Source organism: Microcystis sp. LE19-84.1B (assembly GCF_027531875.1).
Taxonomy (GTDB): domain Bacteria; phylum Cyanobacteriota; class Cyanobacteriia; order Cyanobacteriales; family Microcystaceae; genus Microcystis; species Microcystis panniformis.
In genome coordinates this window covers 39,346-66,014 of record NZ_JAPZSR010000179.1, presented here as the reverse complement: position 1 = coordinate 66,014, position 26,669 = coordinate 39,346, and the positions used below count along the sequence as shown (strand labels likewise).

Sequence of the window (26,669 nt, the reverse complement as noted above, 5' to 3'; positions counted from 1 at the left end):
AAATTTAAAGGCTGATTTGGTAAATTCGGCACTTCCTCCTTGATGTTTTTTCTTAAAGTTAGGATACTTAGTACGACCAGCAAAGAAGTTAGTGAAAGCTGTTTGTAAATGTCTTAACCCTTGTTGTAAAGGTACACAGCTTACCTCATTGAGAAAGTCTAATTCTTCTTGCTTTTTCCAATCGGTCAACATTGAAGAAGTTTGAGCGTAGCCTACTCTTTCTTGTCTTTCATACCAAGCTTGTGTTCTGAGATGGAGAGCTTTATTGTAAACCAATCTTACACAGCCCAAAGTGCGCCGAAATAGCGACTCTTGTTCGGGTGGGGGGTAAAATCGAAACGAATAGGCTTTTACCTTACCTCACATTTTAGAATATATTTCTAAAATGTGATAATATTTAACATTAAAGCCTTCGTAGAACGACGGGGTTTCAGACCCAAATTTTCGATGAGTAGGTATTTGATCCTAGATTCTCTGTTCAGATCATACCGGAATCAGTGACCAAAATCAGTTATCAGTAATCAGTTATCAGTAAACAGTGATCAGTGAAAGGACAGCACTGTTAATGCTATTTCATCCTCCTCACTTAATACCCCTGACTAAAAACCCAGAGCTGATAACTGGTAACTGATCACTGATCACTGATTACTGACAGGCTGCGGTGGATGTGGAGAAATTTAGTCATTTCCTCCACTGCTAGAGGGCCACTGATGCGATTGCCTTGCATTCTCTCGCAACCTAATTCTTGCAGGATTTCTAATTGTTGTTGGGTTTCTACTCCCTTGGCGATCACTATTAAGTTAAAACTTTTCGCTATCGCCAACAATGACGAGATAAAACGGGTATCTTGGGGATTATTACTCAGGTTTTTCGTTAAAGATTGCTCTATTTTCAGTTTTTTAACGGAAAATTGACCGAGATAGGCGATCGACGCGTAACCGCTGCCAAAATCATCAAGGGTGATACTAATACCCAATTCCTGCAAATCCCCAAGAATTCGACCAGTTTCGCTGCTATTTTCTAGTAAACTTGTTTCGGTTATTTCCATCTCCAGAAAGAAAGTCCCGATTTTGGTTTCAGTCAAGACTTCTTTGAGGATGGTGAGCAACTGGGGATCCCGCAATTGGTGCGGGGACAGATTGATCGAGATGGGAGTGTATAATAATCCTCGCTGCTGCCATATTTGTGCTTGTTGACAGGCATTTTTCAGTACCCAACGATTAAGCTCAAGGATTAACTCGCTTTCTTGGATTAAGGGTAAGAAACGATTAGGAGCGATTAATCCGAATTGAGGGTGTAACCAGCGCAATAATACCTCTAACCCTTCCACTTGTCCCTGAGTCATATTAACTTGCGGTTGATAGTAAAGAGCTAATTCATTATTTCTGATTGCCTGATAGAGAAAATATTCAACTTTAGAACTACGAGTATTTTTAGGGTGAACATTAACTGACTCTATCCTGGAGTTATTATTGTTGATATTATTCTTGACCGCTACTAAATTTTCCTCCAGTTTCTGTAAAATTATTTTTCTGTCTGTGCCGACGGGGGGACAGATAACTGAACCTAAATTTAATCGCACGGCTAGGGAGTGATTTTCGATTTCGTAATTATTTTCTAGGGTTTTAATAATTCTTTGACTAACTTTTTCCAGATCATTAGCATTATTAATTTGTGGCAGCAGGATAATAAATTCGTCCCCTCCCCAACGAGCGACTATATCCCCCGATCTCAAATTTTTTCTTAACCGTTCACTGACGATTTTTAATAGCTTATCTCCCAGTCGATAACCTAATCGATTGTTGACATTTCTTAGCCGCTCTACATCCACTAATAACAGACCGAGCATTTGATTACTTTTCTGGGCATTATTAATAGCATTTGACAGATATTCATTAAAGAGAGAACGGTTAGGCAAATTCGTGAGAATATCTAGGAAAGATTCCTCTTGAGTCCTGTTATCAAAACTAATGGTCTGGGATGGGGAATGATGGAGAATTAGGGTACTTTTCGTGTGGAGGTTATCCTGGCTATAATTTGCTTCATTTTCCGTCAGATCCACTCGTAGCTGTCCTGAACTTTTAACCGGTGCTTGCTCTATTTTTTCTTGACTGGCTATTAAATGAAAACTGGCATTTATATCACAGCCAAAGTTAATTAAATCACCATCTTTTAATTCATGAACCAAGCATTTAGACCCATTGACATAAATACCATTATGACTTTTATTCCCTTCTAAATCACCATCAAGAATCCAATAGGAAAAATTTTGGCGATCAATACTCTTTTTAATTAAAGTCGCATGATAGCGAGACGCGTATTTGGAGCGAAGAACAATTTGATTATCGGACTTACGGCCGAGAGAATATTTCATGTCTTCTAGGGTAATTGTTCTTCTCCCTTGAGGATCTTCCACAATGAGGAGATAACGGGAATTGGATGAACCATTAATCATTTTTTCGGTACCTCGACAAAATATAAGTTAATATGCTCCCTCAAAAAGTCATGGCTTATTCGTCTTTGACTTAATTTATTTTCTCAATAAAGTGTTGGGTGTGATTCGGAACAGTTCCTTAACGGCAATTGCGTCACATCTTCTGGTTTCAAGGCCTGAGTAACCCAAAATCTTTGTACCTGTTCAAATTCTGTACTAGGCCGATTATAGTCGATAACATGGCTAAATGCTCGGTTTTTGATGGTAAAGATTGGATAAAGGTTCGATCTTCAAGCTGTCGAGGGGATATTTATAAATATAACTTAAGAAGGAATAGTCAGCATCAAAATTATCTCAAACTAACTGTACCCCTAATTCCTTGGCTTAAAGCTGACCCCGCTTTTAGGGGGTCTTAACGAGTAATTTAGATAGTCAACAGCTTACCGACAATCAGCAATTATCAGTCATCCTTAAACTGGTACAAATGTATGAAAAACCCCGTGTAAGCATCCCACTTGCAAAGCTAATGCTTTCCAGCGTTTGGGGGGTAGAATCCCCCAAGAGTCAAAGATTAAGTGATAAAATCGGAAATAACAGCCAATTTTAGCTGAGGGTTTTCCTGGAAAAATCCCAACCTAGTAAATTTATACAAATGAGATGCAACCGATAGGAGTTCTCGCTATGGATAGCAATCGATTAATCGAAGAATTAAAAAATCCTGACTTTTATCCTCATTCTGTCAAAATTCCCGTTGAAATTATCCAAACCCATGCTTCAATTATCTTCTTGACAGGAGATTATGCCTATAAAGTCAAGAAACCAGTTAATTATAATTTTTTAGATTTCTCCACTTTAGAAAAGAGAAAGTATTATCTAGAACAGGAACTAGAGTTAAATAAAAAAGTCGCCGATAATATCTATCTAGAAGTTTTGTCAATTAATGATCAACAGGGTAGCATAAGTTTAAATGGAGAAGGAAAAGCGATCGAATACGTTTTAAAAATGAATCAGTTTCCCCAAGAATGTTTACTGAGTAAAGTTTTTGAACGGGGAGAACTAACGGAAAAAGCTATAAAATCTTTGGCTGAAAAAGTGGCAGGATTTCATCGACAAGCTGTGACTAATTCCTATATTACTCAATTTGGCAATTTAGAAGTTATTAAACAAGCTTTTGATGAAAACTACCAACAAACCGAGAAATATATTAATTTTGTTCAAACCCAAAAACAATACGATGAAACAAAAGCTTATACAGATAAATTCTTCGCAGAACACCGAGATTGGTTAGAGGAAAGACAAATAAAAGGGATGATTCGCGAATGTCACGGCGACTTACATTTAAATAATATCTGTCAGTGGCAGGGAGAAATACAATTATTTGATCGCATAGAATTTAATGAATCTTTTCGCTTCGTTGATGTCATGTATGATATTGCTTTTACAGTCATGGATTTAACCGCTAGGGGGAGAGAAGATTTCGCTAATTTATTTGTCAATACTTATCTAGAACAAACCGCAGACTGGGAGGGTTTAAAAGTCTTGCCTCTCTACCTGACTAGACAAGCGTATGTGAGGGCAAAAGTCAATAGTTTTCTGCTTGATGGTGACACTTTTTCTGAGAAAATTAAAGCAGATGCACAGGATTATTATCAATTAGCTTGGCAGTACACACAACCGCAGAAACCGAGATTAATTCTGATGTCGGGATTTTCTGGCTCGGGTAAGAGTACCATAGGGAAAGTAATTGCTAAAAATCTTAATGCTATTCAGATTCGTTCCGATGCAGTTCGCAAACATTTGGCTGGAATTGACTTAAATCAAACAGGAAGTCTAGACATATATAGTCTCGAAATGAGTCAAAAAACCTTCGCTAGACTGGCGGAATTAGCCCGAATTTTAATAGCTTTAGGTTATCCGGTTATTCTCGATGCACGCTACGATAAATATGCTTGGCGAGAACCCTTATTAACCTATGCCCAAAATTTACAGATTCCTTTTCATATTGTCCATTGTCACGCACCTATAGAAGTTTTAAAACAACGGATTGCCGCTAGAAAAGGCGATATTTCTGATGCTACTATCGAGGTTTTAAATGCCCAAATTGAGAAAACAGAACCTTTTAATGAAAGGGAACAACCCTATCTAATTTCCCTAGACACTACTAATCCCGATTGGCCAGAATTTTTAGAGAGTCAATTAGGTAAATAGGTTGAGATGAATCAACGATATAGCCATTCTTATAAAGCAGCAAGAAGGAGAAGCGATTATGGAAACTGTAGTGTTAAATATCGATGCAGTTAATCTGACCGATGAACAATTTTATCATCTCTGTCAGGCTAATCAAACATGGAATTTAGAACGTAATCAAAAAGGAGAATTATTAATTATGCCTCCCGTGGGTGGAAATAGTGGTAATCGAGAAGCTGATTTAATTGCTGATGTAACGATTTGGAATCGTCAAAGTAATTCTGGTAAAGTCTTTAGTTCTTCGACAATTTTTCGTTTACCAAAGGGAGGATATCGTTCTCCTGATGTTGCTTGGATAAAACGGGAAAGATGGGAAGCTTTGAGCGCAGAAGAGCGAGAAAAGTTCCCACCTTTATGTCCCGATTTTGTGATTGAATTACGTTCTCGTACTGATTCCTTAATCTCTTTACGGGAAAAGATGCGCGAATATTTAGCCAGTGGTTTACGTTTGGGTTGGTTGATTAATCCTCAACAGCAGCAGGTGGAAATCTACCGACTAAATAGCGGTGTGGAAATTATTAATTTACCTGCTACTTTATCTGGGGAAGATGTCTTACCCGGGTTTGTTTTGCATTTAACTTAGCAAGGATGACAGGGAATAATACTAAATCCAGTTATTAAAAACTGATTATTTATTCTCCGTTTTGCCTTTTGCATGAGTAGAAAACGGGTTTCTCGGAGAAACCCGTTTTCTGTGCGTTACTCAACGGATTTAGTATAACAAAGGGAATGAGACAGAATCAGGATATCTTTGTCGAAACATTTCCAGAAAAGCGATCGAGTGTCAGCCTGAAGGTGTATAATCTCTCAAAAGCCAGCATCAAGCTACAAAGTTCTCAAGACCACCCAAAAAAAACATCAGGATTACAGGAACAGATGCTCTGGCTACTTCTTCAAAGAAAGAGGAAACTCTCAGCCATAACATTGATATTTGTCAATAATGTCCCCTAAAATTTTCAATCATCACTTTACTCCTCTTAAATCCCTCTCTCTGGGATTATTTCTCCTACAAGCTTTCACTCCTCTCACCCTAGCAGCCCCCCCGCGAGAACCGGATCAAAGCGTCGGCTGTGATATTCTGGTGGTGGGTGGTGGTTTAGCCGGTGCCGGTGCAGCCTACGAAGCTTTATTATTAGGAAAAACCGTCTGTTTAACCGAGATTACCGACTGGGTGGGGGGACAGATATCTTCTCAGGGAACCTCCGCATTAGATGAAAGACGGACACAAAGAGAAAAATTATTTTTCCCGAAAGGTTATCTAGAATTTAGGGAAAGAATTAGAAAGCATTACGGGAAACGCAACCCCGGAGAATGTTGGGTAAGCGGGTCTTGTTTTTTGCCTTTTGATGGACATAAATTATTATTTCAACAGTTAGAAGACGCTGCCAAAAAAGGCAAAGGAACCCTGAAATGGTTTCCCTCCACGGTAGTCAAAGAATTAAATATTGAAACTTTACCCAATCGCGGCACCGGTCAACAGATTACCAGTGTAATTGCTATTCAACATAGTCCCGCAAAAGGTACTCCTCCCCTAAATACCGAGTTTTTATCGCAAAAAATGGAGGATATCTATCGCTACGAAAATTCTCCCCGTTTTGATAAGAAAATCCTCCGTTTTGTCCCCAAATCCTCCCAACCGAATCAATTAGCAGATTGGTATGTGATTGAAGCGACCGAAACCGGGGAAATAATCGGATTATCAGATATTCCCTACCGTTTAGGTGTCGATAAGCGCAGTTATCTCGAACCTTCTTCCTCTAGCGTCACTGGCGACCCCTACTGTACCCAAGGCTTTACCTATACCTTCGCCATGGAGGAAACAGAAAAACCACAAACCCACGAGAAACCTGTTTATTATGAACGCTATGCCCCCTATTTTAGCTATGAATTGCCGCGATTAGCCGATTTTGACCTTGTTTTCACCTATCGTCGTATCTGGAGTCCACAACTGGGTAAAGAGAAAACCTTTGGGGGAATTACTTTTACCGAACCCGTCCCGGGGGATATCTCCATGCAGAATTGGACCTGGGGAAATGATTACCGTCCGGGGACTGGGAAGGATAACTTTATCTACACCCGTGAACAGTTGCAAGAGTTAGGACAGTTATCTCCCGGGGGATGGATGGGAGGATTACGCACCGAAACCCTCGCGAGGGGCGAAGAACACGCCATTTCCTACTATTATTGGTTAGTAGAAGGAACCACCGATTCCCAGTTAGGAGACGGGGTAAAAGTTCCCCATTTGAATAACCGTTATCTCTCCGGTTTTGATTCTCCCATGGGTACTGCTCACGGTTTGTCAAAATATCCCTATATTCGGGAAGCAAGACGGATTATCGGTCGTCCTTCCCTGACTTTCCCCGATGGTTTTACCGTCACAGAAATCGATATTTCCCGACAAAATTTTCAAAGTGATTTCTATCGTCAAAATCTTTCCCCGGCAGAATATCGGCGCTTAATTGCCACATTGGCAGGATTAGAGGGATTTTCCGTACTTGATGGCACATTATCCCCCGATAAGGCCGTTAAACGCAAGCGATCGACTATTTACCCCGATTCCGTCGGTATCGGTCACTACGCGATTGATTTTCACCCCTGCATGACGGAACATCCCCCCGAAAAACCGGGTAATACAGAAAAAGCAGGAGAAAGACGGGGACAGGGGCAAGCTTACCCCTTCGAGATACCTTTAAGGGCTATAATTCCCCAAAAAATCGATAATTTATTGATAGCGGGTAAAAGTATCGCTCTTAGTCATATTGCTGCGGCCGCCTATCGTGTCCATTCCTTCGAGTGGTCCTCCGGGGTAGCGGCGGGCATCACGGCAGTGTATGCTTTGGATAATAATGTACTGCCCTATCAATTAGTAGAAAGTGATTTTCTCATCGGGAATAAACAATTGCGAGAATTACGGCAAAAAATCGATGCAAGTGGTAATCCAACTATGTTCCCCGATGCCTCAATTTTCCAGTCGATGGATAATTGGTATTAATTAGGGTTTGCTGAAAAAGCTTTTTTAGCAGACCCTAGGTACTCCTCATCCATGTCTCTCAGATTGCCAGATTTCGTCCGTCACCTAAACGGTTACGACTTTTTTGGGTTGAGAATACTATTGATAATCAGAGCGTTTTTGGGAAGATAAGGAGGATCAATCATTTCACGATGAATACCGGTGGCATAATGATTGATTCTTTCCCCTTTTGTTGCTTGTGTCCAATCATCTTGAGCTTCATAGTTTCCCTCAGCACGAATCAAATGAATAGTCCCTTGAATTTGTACATTTTTTAAATCAGAATTCCAAAGAAAATTAAAGTATTCCCACACTTGATGATAAGTGCGATCGCGGAGTTTTTGATTCCCTAAAAAGTAACCTCTTAATTCCTGACGTTTGGGATTTAATAAGAAAGCATCAACCCCTTCTTGAATCTCTGACATATCAGCTTTTTTAGCCTCACGTCCTCCTCTGTAAGTATCCAGTAAAATGACATCAGAAACAACTCTTCCTCGACTTTCTAATTGTTGAGCCATTAACATCGCTAAAAATCCGCCAGCGGAATGTCCCATTAATTTTATATCTTGATCCTGAGCTAAATCCTCAATTAATTCAGCGTATTTTTCTAACATTAATTCATCGCTAATGTAGTGAAAAGTATAGAGAGCATAATCCGTTATATACTCCGCTAAATTGGCATAAGCAGCAGCGAAACCAAGAGCGGGGGGAAATAAAAAGACGGCCTTTTCTTGCTCCTTATTAAACACCACATAAGGACGTTCTTTCGGTTGAATATTCATCTCCTGAGCATAGATAATATAATCGCTTAATTCGGCTACTGTTGGCTTTTCATAAATCATTGATAAAGGAATTTCTATGGCGATTTTTTCATAAATTAAAGCCATAAGATTCATAGCTTGTAAGGAATGACCCCCCAACTCAAAGAAGTTATCATTAACCCCTATCTTGCCAGCTTGTAGAAGCTGTTGCCAAAGGCTTACTAAGATAGTTTCCGTTTGATTGCGGGGTGCTAAATAGGGTGATTCCACTAAAGAAGTCTCATCCGGTATAGGCAATTTATGTAAGTCTATTTTCCCATTAGGATTTAAGGGAAAATCCGACAACATCACAAAGGCAGAAGGGATCATGTAAACGGGTAATTTCTGCTGCAAGAAACGACGCATATCCTGAGAAGTTAACAACGGTTCTTTTCTCATTACATAAGCGACTAAACGTTTATCAGAGAACGAATCTTCTCCCATAATCACAACAGCCTGTTCAACGTCGGGATGAGTTTCTAAAACTGTCTGAATTTCTCCTAATTCAATGCGGAAACCTCTCAGCTTAACTTGATTATCAATCCGCCCTAAATATTCAATGTTTCCATCAGGAAGATAGCGAGCTAAATCCCCCGTTTTATATAATTTACCCTCGGCAAAAGGATGAGGAATAAATTTCTCAGCCGTTAATTCAGCTTGGTTGAGGTATCCACGCGCTAAACCCATTCCACCAATATGTAATTCTCCAGCAACACCAATAGGAACCGGTTGGAGATAACTATCGAGAATATAAACTTGGACATTAGCAAGGGGGCGCCCAATAGAAATTTGGGAATTGGGCTGACAGCACCAGACGGTAGTATCAACGGCGGATTCTGTTGGTCCATAAATGTTATATAATTTGCAGTTTAACTGCTGAAAAAATCGTTGATTGAGTTCATAAGATAAGGCTTCTCCCCCGACAATTACTCGTTTTAAACAGTGGCAATCTTTGCTCTTAGGATGTTGCAGAAAAACTCGCAATATTGAGGGAACAGCAGTAAAATAAGTCACTTGTTCTTTCAGAATTAAATCTATTAAATAATCTATATCTTTATAGCGATCAGATTTAGTTATCACTAGGGTAGCACCTGAGGTTAAAGACAAGAAAATTTCCCAGACTGAAACATCAAAACTAAAGGCAGTAATTTGGAGAACGCGATCTTCAGAGGTAAGATTATAATGATCAATAGTATATTTTAGAGTATTACAAATTCCTTTATGAATATTCATCACACCTTTAGGTTTTCCCGTTGAACCCGAAGTGTAAATAACATAAGCTAAATTTTCTGGGGTAACTGAAGAGGTCAAATTTTCTTGACTATAATTGGCTATCCTTGACCAATCTGTATCTAAACACAGTATTTCGGCTTGATTTTCGGGCAGAAATTGGACTAAAGATTGTTGAGTTAACAACAGAGAAATAGCTGAATCAGATATCATATAATCCAAGCGCTCAGGGGGATAATTAGTATCTAAAGGAACATAAGCTCCCCCAGCTTTAATAATTCCCAATATTCCGATGATCATCTCAAAAGAACGCTCAATAAAAATCCCCACTAATACTTCTGAAGTTACGCCTTTTTCTTGTAAATAGTGACCGACTTGATTAGCTCGACTATTTAACTCTCGATAGGTCAATTTTTTGCCCTCAAAAATAAGAGCTATTGCCTCGGGATTATCTCTAACTTTTTCTTCAACTAACTGGTGCAGACACTGTTGAGGATAAGGGACTTCGGTTTGATTCCACTCTATTAGTAATTGATGCCGTTCTTCAGGGGTTAATAAATTAATCTCAGATAATTGACAATCGGGATTCTGAATTACACTTTCAATAATTTGTAAAAAGTGACCACTCATTCTGGCGATAGTTTCAGGCAAAAATAAATCCGGCTCATATTCAATAGCTAATGTAAGATTATGACTATCTTCAAAGAAGCTCCAAGTCATATCAAATTGAGCCATGCGTGGTTTTAGGGGATAGGGTTGATGTTCCAAACCTGGAATTTTTAAGACAGTTTTGCTTTCTTTACCCAGTAGAGAAAACATGACATCAAATAAGGGATTTCTGGACAAATCCCGTTCTAAATTGAGAGCGGATACTAATTTATCAAAAGGATAATCACGATATTCATAGGCATCAAGACAAGTGTTAGTAACTGCTGCTAAGACTTGCCTAAAAGTTACTCCCTCTGGTAATAAAGTTCTCAGGGCCAAGGTGTTAACATAAAATCCGATTTGGTTTTCTAAATCAGGATGATTTCGTGCTGAAATAGGGATACCGACTACTAAATCACGCTGGCCGGTGTGGCGGTAGAGTAATATTTTAAAGAATGTCAGTAGGGTAATAAATAGAGTGGTATTATTTTGAGTTGCAAAGGTTTGTAATTGTTGGCTAAAACTCTGACTAAATTGATAAGTGTGGGAAGCTGCTTGAGAAGATTTTACTTGAGGTCGAGGGAAGTCTATCGGTAAGTTTAAGATAGGGGGATGTTCGGCAAAAACCTCACACCAATACTCATGTTGTTCTCTAACTTCTTCACTTTCTAACCACTGATTTTGCCATGCCGCATAATCTTTATACTGTAGGGTAAGAGGGGGTAATTCAGCTTTTTTTTGTTGAGTATAAGCCGAGTATAATATAAAAAACTCTTGAAAGATAATATCAAGTGATTGTGCATCTCCAATAATATGATGGACAGTCAAACCAAAGATAAATTCTTCTGAGTTAATCTGCACCAATAAGACTCGAATAAGGGGCAACTTTTCTAAACTAAAAGGTAAATTTGCCGACTCTTGAATTAAATCATCTGCCAAGAGTTCAGCATCTTTTTCTCCTCTTAAATCTTTAAAAATGATTAACTGTTCTGTGGGTATTTCCTCATGAATAACTTGCTTAATATTGCCCCCAACACTGGCAAAAGTGGTTCTGAGAATTTCATGTCGGTTTACCAGTTCTTGAAAGGCTGCTGTTAATATAGAAACATCTAATTTGCCATTAATTCTCATGGCAAGCCTAATATTATAAGCGCTAGAAGATTCGCTAATATGCTGCAAAATCCAAAGCCTTCTTTGACCGTGAGAGACTTCGTAATATTTTTGTTTTTTCAGTGGGTTAATTGAGTCAGATTGGGGTAAGTTGATCATCATTTTTGTCGGGATTGAATTAATACAGCTTGTTCTTTTAAAGTATTATGGGTAAAAATTTCCCGTAATCGGAGGGAAACCCCAAATTGATTACGGATTTGTGACACTAAGCGCATCGCCTTTAGACTGTTTCCTCCTAGTTCAAAAAATGACTGATTACTGTTACTCACTTCTGCTTCTAATAACTCACCCCAAAGGGAAGCTAATAAAGCTTCTTGTGGATTAAAATCTGGGACTTGGTTAGTTAAGTGAGTAATATTTTCTTCGGGTTTTGGCAAAGCTAGACGATGAATTTTTCCATTGGGTAACAAGGGAAAAGCTTCTAACCGCATTAAAAAGCTAGGCTGCATATAAATCGGTAAGAGTTGCTTTAATTTACCTCGAATATATTCCTGATGAACTGTATCCTCTGCCTGATAATAAGCAATTACGGTTACTAATTCCTCCTTTTTATTAGCTATAACTAAGGCTTTTTCTACTCCCTCAATCCCACTGAGGACATCTTCAATCTCTCCTAATTCAATCCGTACCCCATTTAATTTAATTTGATTGTCACTGCGTCCTATTACTTCTAAAGTTAGATCAGGAAGCAATCTGCCTAAGTCTCCAGTACGATAAACTATATCCCTCCCCCCATTCAAAGGATTAGGCACAAAAACTGAATGAGTTAAGCTTTCATCTTGATAATAACCTTTGGTTAAATAGGGGGATTTAACGAACACTTCTCCTACTTCTCCCATTGCCCTAGCGCGATTTCCATCAACCACTGCATAAGCGGCATCTGGCAAAGTTTGACCACCCGGAACCCGTTCATAGGGAATATTATTAGGGTTTGGAATTCGATAAAAATGCTTAACAAATGTAGTTTCACTTGCCCCATAAATATTCACAAATTCTGTCTGAGAGCCAAAAATTTGATGCCATTCAGCCAGTTCTTTCACAAATAAAGGCTCTCCTCCTAAGACAAAAATTCGCAAACTTTTCAGGAGATTATGTGCATTAACTAAACCACGCCCTATCTTTAAAAACAGACGCATTACCGAGGGGACAGTGTGTAGTAAATTGATTTCCCATTCTCCTATTCGCAGTAATAAAAGCTCTAAGTCTTCTCGCTCTGTACTCTCTGGAATATACAGAGTTCCCCCTGAGCATAAAGTCACACAGGTTTCCCTCAAATAAGCATCAAAATTAATTTGAGCAATTTGTAAACAGCGCCAATTTTCATTGATGTCAAATTCCCGTTTTTCCCAATTAATGAAATGACGTAAGCTGCCGTGACTGCCTAAGATTGCTTTAGGTTCACCGGTTGAGCCAGAAGTAAACATAATATAATTAGAATCATCAGCATCCGGCATAGCTAGAACGGGTTTCAGGTTGCTTAATTGGCAAGGAAACTCTTGATAATCCATGCCATTCCACTGATGATATTGCTGAATTTTATGAGCTTTAACCACTAGGATATGAGGCGGTTTTTCTAATGCGGATAGTTGGGGTTTAATCTTCTCTAAATTCTCGGCCGCAACTAAGATAATTTCGGGGCTGGTTTTAATCATCATGCGTTGCCAGCGCTCCTCTGGTTCATCTAAACGTAGAGGTAAATAGATTCCCCCGGCTTTAAATACTGCCAGCATAGCGATTAACTGACGATAATCTCCTTCTAGGAGAACACCACAAACCTTATCTTTTTCCACGCCTAATTCTTTTAAGGCATAAGCCCAAAAGTTAGTTAGTTCATGTAATTCTTGATAGCTAAATTTACCCCCGGGATAAATTATCGATGTTTTCTCCGGTGTGGCTTCAACTTGGTCAATAAAATCATGGATAACCGTGCGAGTTTCTAAGCGAGGAATAGGATTGATAAAATTGGCAATGAAAGCGGTTTCTGCCTCCGATAACAAAGAAATGTCTTTGACGGGTTGGGCGGGGTTAGATAGCATTTCATTCAAGAGTTTATCGAAGTGAATGAGACATTTTTTCATCCTCTCCTCTTGGAATAAGTCGGTGTTATAAATTAGCTCTAATCTGAGTTTTTCCTCATCTTCACTAAACACAAAAGATAGATCAAATTTACTGGTCGGGGTGAGGGAATCTAGAGATTTTATTTGTATATTTTCTAAGCCTACAGATTGCTCAAAATTTTGCAGAAGGACTAATGTATCAAACAAGGGAGTGCGGTTAATTTCTCTAGAAACAGCTAATTTCTCTACTAAAATATCAAAGGGATAATCGGAATGTTCTAAGGCTTCGGTAACGGTTTGACGAACCTTTGCGAGTAGATTTTTGTAGCCTTTTTCGGGTTCAATTTGGTCACGAATAACTAAGGTATTGAGAAATAAACCGATTAGAGATTGCAGTTGAGGATGGTTTCTGGTGGCGATTTCTGTACCAATAGTAATATCATGTTGACCACTGTAGCGATACAGTAATATTTTGACAGCTGCTACCAATGCCATGAATAGGGTTATTTCGTTTTCTTGACAAATTTTTCTTAATTTAGAAATGGTTTCTTGGGTAAATTTCCAGCTTAAATGGGACCCCTTAAAGGTCTTTATTTGGGGACGTTTAAAGTCTGTTGGTAAGTGAACTCTGGTCAGTTGTCCATTGTCCAATTTTTCCCGCCAGTAATCTAGGGTTTTTGAATTATTTTCGCTTCTTAAAAGATTATTTTGCCACCCTGCATAATCTTTATATTGTATCGGCAATGGCTCTATATTAGGCTGTAATCCTTTGGCTAAATCAGAGTAGTATTGTAAGCATTCTTTAGCTAACAAACTCATTGACCAACCATCACAAATAATGTGATGAATTTCTAACTCTAAAATATATTCATTCGGAGATAGTTTATAAATCTTAGAGCGCCCAAGGGGACTTTTCTCTAAGTCAAACGCTTTTCTTTCCTTTGCAATCGTTTCTAGGATTTCTTCATCAGGTTTATTTGTCCAGTCTTTAAATTCAAAATCAAAAGGACGATTTTGCAAGATTTTCTGTTGTGGTTCTCCGTTAATTAAAATGAAAGATGTCCGCAGGGATTCATGACGGGAAATCAATAATTGTATGGCTTTTTCAAAGACATCGGGGCTAAAATCTCCTGCTATTTTGAGAGTGGAAACAATATGATAAGCTACATTATTGAGATCCATCTGTTGCAGGACATAGAAACGTCTCTGAGCATGGGATGTTTCGTAGGTTTCTTGTGCAGATACAAGGGGAATAGTGGCTACCGTCAGAGGGGTAACAGTGCTTAATAATACTGCTTGTTCAGCAATGGTAGGATGAGCAAATACTTGTTTAATAGGCAAAGATTGCCCTAACTTTTCCTGAATTTTACTCACTAGAGAAATAGCTTTTAAGCTATGTCCTCCTAACTCAAAGAAGTTGTCACTAACCCCTATTTTGGATACCTGAAGAACATCTTGCCAAATCTGAGCTAAGAGGCTTTCTTTTTCATTTCTTGGAGCTATATAAGCAGATTCAATAATTGATGTCTCATCAGGGACGGGTAATTTTTTCCTGTCTATCTTGCCATTGTTATTTAAGGGAAAATCCGACAACAGGACAAAGGCAGAAGGCACCATATAAGCGGGCAGTTGTTGCTGTAAGAAACGGCGCAATTCTCGGATACCTAATGAGGGGGATTTCCTGACTATATAAGCGACTAAGCGTTGATTTTCTGAGGTATCTTCTCGCAAAATAACTACGGCTTTTTCCACTTCAGAATGTGTCTCTAAAACTGCTTCTATTTCTCCTAATTCAATCCGTAATCCTCTCAGCTTAACCTGATTATCAATGCGACCTAAAAATTCAATATTGCCCTCTGGAAGATAGCGAACTAAATCCCCCGTTTTATATAATATACCCGAATTAAAAGGGTTAGAAATAAATTTTTCTTGAGTTAATTCCAGACGATTGAGATAACCCCGCGCTAACCCCACACTGCTAATATGTAACTCTCCAGGAACCCCAATCGGAAGCGGTTGTAAATTCTGATCTAAAATATAAATTTTTGTGTTATAAACTGGCTTACCAATAGACGGGGATGGGGGGTTTCCTTCTTCATAGTCGGGAACTAATCCTGAAGTAGTTACTACTGAATTCTCTGTGGGTCCATAATTATTAATAAGCTTAAAAGGCATTAATCCTGAAGGGTAATGATGGAGTTTATCCCCACCCGTTAAGATAATTCTGAGGGCTATATTTTCATCCCATTCTAAAGATAAAATCTTCTCAACTAGGGGAGTTGGTAAAAAGCTGACGGTGATTTCTTGGGCAATTAACCAGTCTCGCAAGTCTGGGGGAGATTGCATGATTTCAGGTTTAACTAAGACAAGACTCGCCCCCGCCGTTAAACAGGGCCATAACTCCAAAACCGCAGCATCAAAAGCGATTCTTGCTAGTTGAGTGGTTTTGTCTAAAGGCGTAATTTCAAAAGCGTCTTGATACCAACAAATTGAATTCATTAACCCCCGATGGCTAATTAATACCCCTTTCGGTTTTCCCGTTGAACCTGATGTATAAATAACATAGGCTAAATTCTCAGGAGTCGTTAGATTGAAGGGATTTTCTGGGCTATAGGTAGCTATCTTTTCCCAATCCCTATCTAAACACAGTAATTCGGCACCAGTTTGGGGAAGAAAATCCCCTAAAGATTCCTGAGTTAACACCAAAGAAACCCCCGAATCTGAGAGGATATCCCCCAAGCGCTCGGTGGGATAATCCGCATCTAAAGGTACATAAGCTCCCCCGGCTTTTAATATCCCTAATAAACCGATGACCATCTCTAGGGAGCGCTCCATAAAAATCCCGACCAAACTTTCTGCACCTACACCCTTATCTCGTAAACAGTGAGCTAACTGATTGCCCCGGTTATTTAACTGTTGATAGGTTAATTTTTGGTCTTCAAAAATAACCGCTATTCCCTGCGGATTCCGTGCAGCTTGTTCTTCAAATAATTGATGTAAAGACTTATCTAAAGGATAATCAGCCTCCGTATTGTTCCACTCTACTAATAACTGATGTTGCTCTTGGGTTGTCAATATAGGTAATTGTGTTACCCGTTGCCGAGGATCAGTAACAATTCCTGTTAAAATAGTCTGTAAATGTCCTGCCATCCGTTCAATCGTATCCTGAGTAAAACGGCTAGTATCATAGATTAACTGAATCAGTAACTCTTGTCTAGGAATAGCAACCACCGTCAAAGGATAATTAGTTTCCTCAAAATTCTCCACATCCTTAACCCTTAAGGATTGACGAGAATCTCGCGATAACGCTTCTCTGGGATAATTCTCAAAAACGACCAAACTCTCAAACAGGGGAACCCCCGGTGGAATATCACTTAATCTCTGTATTTCAGCCAGAGAAACATAAGCATAATCCTGAATTTCTGCTTGCTTTTGCTGTAATTCCTGTAACCAAGATAGCAATAAATCTGATTCTCTGATGGAGACTCGCAGCGGCAATGTATTAATAAATAATCCTACCCTACGTTCTACCCCTGATAAATCATGGGGGCGACCAGAAACCGTAACCCCAAATAAAACTTCTGATTCCCCACTATAGCGACTGAGAAGAATCGCCCAAGCGGCCTGTACTAGAGTAGATAAGGTCAGATTATGCTTTTGCGCCAAAGATTGCAGGTCTTTGGAGTGAGAAGCCGATAAATGACAGTTATACTCTTTATAAGTCGGCTTACCTTCAGATTTCATTAACTGGAGTCTGTCCACCCTCAGGGGGGTGGGAGTCATAAACCCTTCAAGAGTTCGCTGCCAATAACTCTCAGCAATAGATGGGTTTTGCTCCTGTAACCAAACAATATAATCTTGATAAGGACGCGGTGAAGGAAGATGATAACTTTTCCCTTGAATACCTGCCTCATAAAACCCTAAAACTTCTTGATAAATAATAGGCATACTCCAACCATCCAGAATAATATGATGATGATTGCAGAGGAATTTATAAGTTTGGTCTGATAGTTGAATCATCAAGCAGCGCATTAAAGGAGCAACTTTGAATTCAAACCCTTGTTGACGCTCTGTTTGTAACAATAAATCTAAACGCTGTTGTTGTTCTGTGGGGGAAAGATTGCGCCAATCCTGATAATCCCAGGGCAAATCAACCTTTTTTCGCACAATTTGCAGAGGTTTTTCCCGTTTTTCCCAAAGAAATAGAGTCCTTAATACCGAGTGACGCTCTACAACTTTTTCCCACGCTTGCCTAAAAACTGTAAGGTTAATTTCTCCCTCCAGAGTAATTAGAGTTTGACTACAATAAATCCCTGAATCAGGAGTATAAAGACTATGAAAGAGCATCCCTTCCTGCATGGGGGAAAGAGGATAAATAGACTCCACATTTTTGGCGGGTTGATTTTTTGTGTCTGCCATGAAAGATTCTCCTTATTAGTCAATTTCTGCCAGAATATCGTCTAATTCCTGTTGATTCAAGTGCGCTACTGGAAAATCCGAGGGAGTGTAACCCCCAGCATCAGGAGATAAACAATGCTCAATCAATTTCAGCAAAGCTTCTTTATAGCTGCGCCCTAAATATTCTACCGTCGAACGTTCATAGATGAGATGGCTATAAGTCCAGTTTACTTGTAACTGTCCCTCGATAACTCTGGCCGTAATCTCTAATAAATGACTACGATGTCCCTTAAGACTGTGATTAGGCCCCTTAGACTCATCCGCTAATTTCCAATCCCCTTTTTGCAATCGTCCTTGCTCAAATTGACCTAAATAATTAAACAAAACTTCTCTGGCAGGAATTTCAGCTAATTGAGACTTAATATCAGCATCATCACTCAAATATCGCGAAATTCCATAGCCAATTCCCCTGTGAGGAATAGCTCGTAACTGTTCTTTAATAGATTTGAGCCGCTCACCGGGGTGATTTTCGGGGGGGAGTCGCAAAATAACCGGAAAAAGACTGGTAAACCAACCCACCGTCCTCGATAGGTCAACCTCACTGAACAAATCTTCTCGTCCGTGTCCTTCTAAATCAAGGGATATGGTCAAATTTTCTGTCCATTGTGTCAAAGTTTCCGCTAAAGCGGTTAACAAAACCTCATTAATTTGAGTGTTATAGGCAGCGGGGACTTTTTGCAAGAGGGCGCGGGTTTGCTCTTCATCTAGAGTCACCGTGACATCATTGGCCGTCGCTACTGTATTGTATGGTTTTCCAGTCTCGTCATCTACAGGTAAATTGCTCGCCTCTAACCAAGGTTGAGTTAACCAATAGTCTAATGGCTCTCTCGCTTTCTCCCCTTGTCCATAATCCCTCAAGAGAAGCGCCCAATCCTGAAAGGCTATGGTTTTAGGTGGAAGTTCTACATTCTCCCCCCTTTCTAGCTGTTGGTAAGCTATCAATAAATCTTCTAACAAAATTCGCCAAGATACACCATCAACCCCCAAGTGATGAATAATAATCAGTAACCGACTGGGTTGATAGGGTGCTAATTCAAATAGCACCGCCTTGATTAATAGTCCACTAGAGAGATTTAAACTTGCTTGTTGAGTTGTTGCCATTGCTAAGAGAGTTTCCCCTTGCTGAGATTGAGGAATCGAAGACAAATCAATCACTTCAAAAGGTACTTCATCCGGCATTCCTTCATTGACTTGTTGCCATTGTCCTTCCTCCACAGTAAACCGTAACCGCAAAGCGTCATGATGTTCAATTAATTTTCTCAGAGATTGAGCTAACAAATCAGCTTTCAGGTGATGGGGAACTTCTAAGAGGACAGACTGATTAAAGTGGTGCATTTCAGCGCGATTTTGCTCAAAAAACCACAGTTGAATGGGAGTAAGAGGCACAATACCCGTCACTAAACCCTGTTTAGCTAATTCCGCTGTGGAATAATCGGCAACTGTAGCCAGTTCCGCAAGAGTAGGATATTCAAATATCTGTTTAGGGGTAATCTTCAACCCGGCTTGACGAGCGCGAGCGACAACCTGAATACTGACAATAGAATCGCCCCCAACTTCAAAAAAGCGGTCATAACGACTTACTTGTTTAATGCTGAGAACATCTTGCCAAATACTAGCCAAAATCTTTTCTTTCTGAGTATGAGGGGGAACAAAATCCTGCTCAGATGTGGAAGGTATCTCAGGGATGGGTAATCTGGAACGGTCAATTTTTCCATTAGGAGTCAGCGGGAGAGCTTCTAAGGAGACAAAAAGAGCCGGAATCATATACTCTGGCAATTTCTGTCCCAAGAAACGACGCAAATCCTCAGTATTTATCGGGTCATTTTCTGCCACTAGATAAGCGACTAATCTCTTATTCCGATAGGAGTCTTCCCAAACTTTCACCACCGTTTGCTTAACTGGGGGATAAGTCCCTAGAGTTGCCTCAATTTCTCCTAATTCAATGCGGAAACCCCGCAATTTTACCTGATTATCACCCCGCCCCAAAAAATCAATATTTCCATCGGGTAAATATCGGGCTAAATCTCCTGTTTTATAGAGTTTGGCCTTGGGTTCATTGCTAAAGGGATTGGAGATAAATTTCTCGGCGGTTAATTCAGGTTGATTCAGATAACATCGAGCTAACCCTTCACCCCCGATATATAAATCACCAATAGTTCCTAAAGGAACCGGTTGTTTAAAAGAGTCCAGAATATAAACTTCAGTATTGGCAATAGGTCGGCCGATACTCGGTTGTCCATGGTGTCTTTTAGGCACTAAGCTAAAAGTGGAATAAGTGGTATCTTCTGACGGACCGTAGAGATTATAAACATTCTTAATGTTCTCCTGCTGGTAAAGCTTCTGGACTAATTGATTAGACAAAGCTTCTCCGGCGAGGTTTACCGTTCGCACAGTCTCAGGTATCGCCTCAATTTCCAGTAGTTGGGCGATCGCTGTAGGTACGGTATTAATTAATGTTACCTCTTTGGCTGCACTTAAACTAGGCAAATCTAGAACATTCTGGGCCAGAATAATCTTACCCCCCACAGCTAAGGGCAAAAATAGTTCAAATACTGACAAATCAAAACAAATAGAAGTAGAACCCAAAACCCCCGCTAATTCCTCACTGCTAAAGACTTCCTTGGACCAATTGAGTAAGGTTGTGGTGCTGTGATGCTCAATGACAACCCCTTTCGGTTTCCCCGTTGAACCGGAGGTATAAATCACATAAGCGCTATTACTACAACTTACGGGTAAAGAGAGGTTTTCGGGACTTTCTAGGGCTATATTTCTTGTTTCTGCCTCTAATATCACCAGATTCCCTTGATAATTCCCTAATTTCTCTACTAATTTTTCTTGTGTTAGCAACAAGGAAACTTGAGCATCTTCTAAGATAACATTGAGGCGTTCAGTTGGATAAGCTGGATCTAAAGGTACATAAGCTCCCGCTGCTTTGAGAATGGCTAATAACCCTATAACCATCTCAGTAGTCCGTTCTAGGCAAATTCCCACCAAAGCTTCAGATTTTACCCCTTTTCTCGCCAAATATCGCCCCAATTGATTCGCTTTTTCGTTTAATTGACGGTAGGTTAATTGTTCATTTTCTGCAACAATAGCGATTGCGTCAGGACTGCGCTTAACTTGCTCCTCAAACAATTGATGAATACAGCCATCGGGATAGTGAACCTCGGTATCATTCCATTCTTTTAATAATTGATGTTGTTCTTGCTCAGAAAGTAAACAACAAGTTTCATAACTTTCTAACCCTTCTGTTGCCATGGCGATGAGAGTTTTCTCGTAGTATCCTCCGATTAACTCCATCTGCTTTTCCCCTAGATAATTCCCATCATATTTAAGGGTAAGTTCTACTTCAGATGAAAGAGGATGAAGACTAAAATTAGCTAACAATGTAAAATTAGTTTGATTAAAAAACTTCCCTCCCAAGACCTCTAAATCTTTCCCCCCGATGATACCTTGATAAACATGGAAGTGAATAAAGTTAAAAGCCGTATCAAACAAAGGTTGACCTGATTTTTGTAACTCAGCGAGGGGATATCTTCGCCAAGATAAGCATTCTCTTTCAACATCAAAAGCTTGCTTAACTAAATCGCTCCAAGAACCGCCAGATAACTCTAAACGTAGGGGTAAAGTATTCAGAAATAAACCTAAAATCTTTTCACCACCGGCTGCTTCTAAGCGTCCATTAGAAACTAAACCGGTAACAATATCCCTTTGATTATTCAGTAAACTCAGAACCCGAAAATGAGCCGCTAATAAAACACTTTTTAGGGGGACTCCCACTTGTTTACCCAGTTGTTTTAATCCCTGAGATACCTGACTAGATATGGGAACTAACCAATCCCAATCTTGATTAACTCGATTAGATTTCGACCACTGAGGAAGTTTAGTCAGCGTGACATCTCTGAGTTTTTCTTGCCAATAATTCTGGCATTCTGTCGATTGAATAGTTTTCTTTTCTAAGGCGACAAAATCCCTAAAACTGAGTTCTGGAGTCCCCCCCCCTGCACCCCCTTGGGGGGGAATAAAGGGGGGGGTTTTGTCGAGAAGATAGAGATACTGCTGTAACAATTCTGTGAGCAACGAAGCCACACTCCACCCATCTAAAATAGAGTGGTGAAAACTGAAAGTTAGGTTAAAGTTATCCTGACTGCGGCGATGGAGATGAAAGCGAAATAAAGGAGGACTATTCCAGTCAAAAGTGCTGATTTTTTCCCGCTCAATCCAATCATCAATAGCTGTGCCTTGTTCAGAAGGAGATAAATCGGTTAGGTCATCTAATCCTAAAGGAACATCGATTTTTCGGTGAACTAATTGTAGGGGTTCTTGATATTCAAAGAGTGCGAAACTGGTTCGTAATACTGGGTGACGCTGGACAATCTCCTGAATAGCACTATGTAAAGCTGGAAAACTAAAATCAGCACGAATATGATAGGTAAACACATCATGGTACACCGATAGATTCCCCTGATATTCACTATGAAATATCATCCCCAATTGTAGAGCAGTTAGAGGATAAGCATCCTCCACTTCCTCCGGTAAATTGAGGCGAACTTCTTGAGAAATTAAACTAAAAACTTCCGTTTTTTCAGTCCCTAAAGTATCAATTTCATAGCTAACGCAATTGGCCAATTCTTGAATGGTTTGATGTTGCAATAATTGGGGTAAGGAAAAATGAAAACCCATTTGTCGCGCCTTAGCGATCACTTGTATTCCCCGAATCGAATCCCCCCCAAGTTCAAAAAAATTATCGTGAATACCAACCTCTTCGATGCCCAAAACTTCAGCCCAAATCAGTGCTAACATTTCCTCAAGAGGGGTACAAGGTGCGACAAAATTCTCCGAATCCCTTAAACGGTTATAACTTGGAGAGGGTAGGGCGCGACGGTCAATTTTGCCATTATTTGTCAGAGGAATAGAATCCAATTGCACAAAGGCATGAGGTATCATGTATTCTGGGAGTTGCTTTTGCAGATAACTCCGCAGTTGGGGAATCAGTTTACTGTTTAACTTAGACCTTAAAGGGTGATTTGCATAAAGTTGCCCTTCAGGTTTTACAGTGTGGGTGGGGGTAAAAGCGATGTAATTTCTCTGGGAATTTTCCAGCGGAGCAAAAATCACATCGTAACGGTCCGGAGTATCCGACCAAGTTACCCAAACCGAAAGGGATAAATCCTCAGCTAAAGCCGAAAAATCTTCAGGTTCTACGGCATTTCCCAGGATAATTTTCGATTTAATAGCTCGAAATTCCTCGATTGTCCCCAAGTCTTGAGAACTCCTCAACAATTCCACACTTTTTAAAGGTCCAAACAAGCGAGAATTAGGCACACCTATCACCCTTAACCCCTGAGATGTCCCCAGTTGATTTCTCACCTCAGATAAAGTCAGCTGCTGTTCAGTCCAGTTTAATTCTGGAAAGTCGGTGCTAAAATCCAAAATTCTTGCGCTTCGTAGAACAACATTGTAACGAAATTGAGTCAATTCGTTGTGGTGTTGACCTCTCTCTAGATGAATCTCGACTTCAGTAATCTGAGGAAAATAGGACTGAATTGCTCTAAAAAAATCAGGGTCAATAAATAATTCATTTTCTTGCTCAATTTTTCTCTGTACTCGCTGTTTAAAATCCTTAATCGAATCTTCAGGGTTAGCCTTATAAAGTTCTACATCTGCGTGAAAAGCTTCCATGAGTTGCAAGTTTCGCACATCTCCAAGGAAAATACACCCCCCCGGAGTTAGTACCTTGATAGCTCCCTCTAAAACCCGCAGTAAGTAATCTATATGGGGGAAATACTGCACAACCGAGTTAAGGATAATTGTATCGAATCCTTCTGACTCCAAACCCTCAAATTTATCGGCTGTGCTATGCAATAGCCTGACTTGCTCTAGCTTCGGCCCTTCTTGATTAATTCGCTGAATATGGTCTAAGGCAACGGATGAGATATCGGTTCCCCAATAACACTGGCAATGGGGAGCAACTTGGAATAATATTAACCCGGTTCCACAACCTATTTCCAGAACTTTTTTCGGTTTTTGAGCCAGAATAACCTTAACTTTATCATCTAGCCATTCTCGCATCTGGGCGGCAGGGATAGGTTCCCCCGTGTAACTACTATTCCAGCCAACAATATTAAATATACCCTGAGAATCTGCCGATGTTTGGCTGTAAATTTGATTATAGAGGCTTTGCCATTGCCCGATTTGTTCATCGAATAATTGCCCATTTTCTGAAGTCGTCAAGAGTTCCCCTTCTTGAGACTGACCCACAACATAAGCAATTAGTGTTTGACTCCCTGTTTCTGTCTCCGATGCAATAACTACCGCTTGCTCAACTGCTGGATGTTGACTGAGTATAGCTTCAATTTCCCCCAACTCAATCCGGAAACCTCGAATCTTAACTTGATGGTCAATCCGCCCTAAAAACTCAATATTTCCATCGGGTAAATACCGGGCTAAATCTCCCGTTTTATATAATTTTGCCCTAATTTCTCCCCCTATTCCTGCTTCCACCTTAGCAAAAGGATTAGGGATAAATTTCTCGGCCGTCAATTCGGGACGATTGAGATATCCACGAGCTAAACCTATCCCACCAATATGTAATTCTCCCACAATCCCTATAGGAACTGGTTGTAAGTGCGGATTAAGAATATAAATCTGAGTATTGGCAATCGGTCGGCCAATACTGACTATGGCTTTTTGACTCTCCGGCAAACAAGGCCAGTAAGTCACATCAATCGCCGCCTCAGTCGGACCATAGAGGTTGTGAAGTTCACAGTCAAAATGCTCAAAAAAGCGTTGTGTTAAGTCTAATGACAAAGCTTCCCCACTACAGAAAACCCGCTTGAGAGAACTACATCCTTTTAGCTCTGGTTCTTGCAGAAAAACTCGCAACATTGAGGGGACAAAATGAAGGGTAGTGATTTGCTGCTTTTGGATCAATTGTATTAAATAGGTACTATCTTTATGACCTTCGGGTTTTGCTACTACTAGGGTTGCACCCGCTAATAAAGGACAAAAGAATTCCCACACTGAAACATCAAAACTAAAAGGGGTTTTTTGTAAAATGCAATCACTCTTAGTTAACTGATAAGTATCCTGCATCCACAACAAACGATTCCTAATCCCCTTATGATTATTCATCACGCCCTTAGGTTTACCTGTGGAACCGGAAGTGTAGATAACATAAGCTAAATTTTCCCCAGTTACACCACTGTCACAATTGTTCTGACTTTCTTGAGAAATTGCTGACCAATCTGTATCCAAAGCAACAACAATTCCTCGGTATTCGTCCAACAATCCCCGCAGCGATTCCCCAGTAATAATAACTTTTACCCCAGTATCTTCTAATAGATAACTTAGGCGTTCTTGAGGATAATTAGGATCTAAGGGAACGTAAGCTCCTCCGGCCTTCAAAACAGCTAATAATCCTACTACCATTTCTAAGGAACGCTCTAGATAAATTCCTACTAATTCCTCTGGTTTTACTCCTAATTTTTGTAGGTAATGACCAAGTTGATTGGCTTTTTCATTTAATTCTTGATAAGTTAATTCTTGATTTTCAAAAATGACCGCCCCTCTCTCAGGGTAAAGTTTGGCTTGCTCTTCAAATAGCTGATGAATCCATTGCTTTTCAGGATATTCAATGGCCGTATCATTCCAATCTCTCAGTAATTGTTCTCGTTCTTCGGTCGTTAATATATCAATTTCTGACAAATCTATATCGGGATTACTCGTCACCATTTCTAAGATTTCTAGGTAATGTCCTAGCATTCTCTCGACAAAATCCCTAGGAAATTTATCTTTAATAAAAGTGACAGAAACACCACTATCATCCGCTTCTATGGTAAAAACTAATTGAAACCGATTTAACGAAGAAATGTCCGCACACAGTCCTTCTTTAATCACAGCAACGTCAAAAATATTCTCTAGATTTCCTCCTCTTGCTGCCAAGGTTTTGACCAAACTATCCAGCGCATAGTTTTGATGGCGATAGCCTTCTTGTAAATCTTTACGAATGATTCTTAGTAAATCTTTAAATGAACTAAAATTATGTTGATTGAATCGGCAAAATATCAGGCTATCTAATGTTTTTGTATTCAAAGCAGCTGTAGCCGTAGCAAACTCGACTTGAGCAGTGTATTTAAACATTAAAACTTGAACAACAGCCAGATGAAATGCTAAATTATTAACAGAATTATTTGCCGTTAAACTGTTGATTTTTTCCTGTAAATCTGTAGATATAACTTCAAGAACGCTATGCTGCTCCCCGGTTTTATTCTGACTTACATTACCAAATAGAGTAGTTACTGGCTCTATTTCTTGAAGTTGCCGAATTTGGTAATCTATTGAAACCAGATGTGCTTCCATTGCTGTTCTAACTTTTTCCCTAAATAGTGGTTGATGGCGGTATTCAGAGTCATGGGGTACAATGCTTTTTTCACCGTTCCCTTAAAGCGATAATTCCTGTCTCTGACGAGTGGAATTATTGCTATTTGAACTACAGGAAACCCGACTACGGCTAAGGTCAGGGTTTCTGTCGCTTCTTCAAAATTGTTCTGAGCCTCGACATTGTAGCATACTAGCCGACATTCTACACATCTCCATATACTTTTACAAATTTT

The 26,669-nt window shown here is 39.7% G+C and carries 7 protein-coding genes and 1 pseudogene; 3 read left to right on the top strand and 5 right to left on the bottom strand.

Translation table 11 applies throughout. The features are described from left to right. Positions 1-351, bottom strand: a pseudogene (locus tag O9324_RS10815) (RNA-guided endonuclease InsQ/TnpB family protein); the annotation flags it as partial. A 280-nt stretch (positions 352-631) separates the two neighbouring features. Continuing rightward, positions 632-2,455: an EAL domain-containing protein gene (locus O9324_RS10810; protein WP_002768060.1), complete on the bottom strand. Its 1,824-nt coding sequence runs from the start codon at positions 2,453-2,455 to the stop codon at positions 632-634. 660 nt (positions 2,456-3,115) lie between these two features. Here O9324_RS10810 and O9324_RS10805 point away from each other — a divergent pair. The 3 genes from O9324_RS10805 (at position 3,116) to O9324_RS10795 (ending at position 7,673) form a co-directional block, all read left to right on the top strand. Next, entirely contained in the window at positions 3,116-4,642 is a 1,527-nt protein-coding gene (locus O9324_RS10805) for a bifunctional aminoglycoside phosphotransferase/ATP-binding protein (RefSeq protein WP_043996651.1), read from the top strand. A 58-nt stretch (positions 4,643-4,700) separates the two neighbouring features. Continuing rightward, positions 4,701-5,264 (top strand): Uma2 family endonuclease, encoded by a 564-nt coding sequence (locus tag O9324_RS10800; RefSeq protein WP_002768063.1) that lies wholly within the window; start codon positions 4,701-4,703, stop codon positions 5,262-5,264. 357 nt (positions 5,265-5,621) lie between these two features. Further along, positions 5,622-7,673, top strand: coding sequence for an FAD-dependent oxidoreductase (locus O9324_RS10795; protein WP_288140181.1), 2,052 nt, complete (start codon positions 5,622-5,624; stop codon positions 7,671-7,673). Between the two features lie 92 nt (positions 7,674-7,765). On the opposite strand, the gene O9324_RS10790 is transcribed toward O9324_RS10795, so the two are convergent. From O9324_RS10790 to O9324_RS10780, 3 genes are read right to left on the bottom strand one after another with little or no spacing between them, the layout of a single operon-like run. Further along, positions 7,766-11,638 (bottom strand): non-ribosomal peptide synthetase, encoded by a 3,873-nt coding sequence (locus tag O9324_RS10790; protein WP_288140180.1) that lies wholly within the window; start codon positions 11,636-11,638, stop codon positions 7,766-7,768. Then, positions 11,638-18,015 carry a non-ribosomal peptide synthetase gene (locus O9324_RS10785; protein WP_288140179.1) on the bottom strand — a complete coding sequence of 2,126 codons (6,378 nt, stop codon included), beginning with the start codon at positions 18,013-18,015 and terminating at the stop codon, positions 11,638-11,640. Before O9324_RS10785 ends, O9324_RS10790 begins: the two co-directional genes overlap by 1 nt. 15 nt (positions 18,016-18,030) lie before the next feature. Then, positions 18,031-26,415 (bottom strand): non-ribosomal peptide synthetase, encoded by an 8,385-nt coding sequence (locus tag O9324_RS10780; protein ID WP_288140178.1) that lies wholly within the window; start codon positions 26,413-26,415, stop codon positions 18,031-18,033. Positions 26,416-26,669: the final 254 nt, after the last annotated feature.

Bases quoted from the DNA above. Each gene is read 5' to 3' on its own strand.
- O9324_RS10810 (WP_002768060.1), bottom strand. From the start codon at position 2,455: ATGATTAATGGTTCATCCAATTCCCGTTATCTCCTCATTGTGGAAGAT.
- O9324_RS10805 (WP_043996651.1), top strand. From the start codon at position 3,116: ATGGATAGCAATCGATTAATCGAAGAATTAAAAAATCCTGACTTTTAT.
- O9324_RS10800 (WP_002768063.1), top strand. From the start codon at position 4,701: ATGGAAACTGTAGTGTTAAATATCGATGCAGTTAATCTGACCGATGAA.
- O9324_RS10795 (WP_288140181.1), top strand. From the start codon at position 5,622: ATGTCCCCTAAAATTTTCAATCATCACTTTACTCCTCTTAAATCCCTC.
- O9324_RS10790 (WP_288140180.1), bottom strand. From the start codon at position 11,638: ATGATCAACTTACCCCAATCTGACTCAATTAACCCACTGAAAAAACAA.
- O9324_RS10785 (WP_288140179.1), bottom strand. From the start codon at position 18,015: ATGGCAGACACAAAAAATCAACCCGCCAAAAATGTGGAGTCTATTTAT.
- O9324_RS10780 (WP_288140178.1), bottom strand. From the start codon at position 26,415: ATGGAAGCACATCTGGTTTCAATAGATTACCAAATTCGGCAACTTCAA.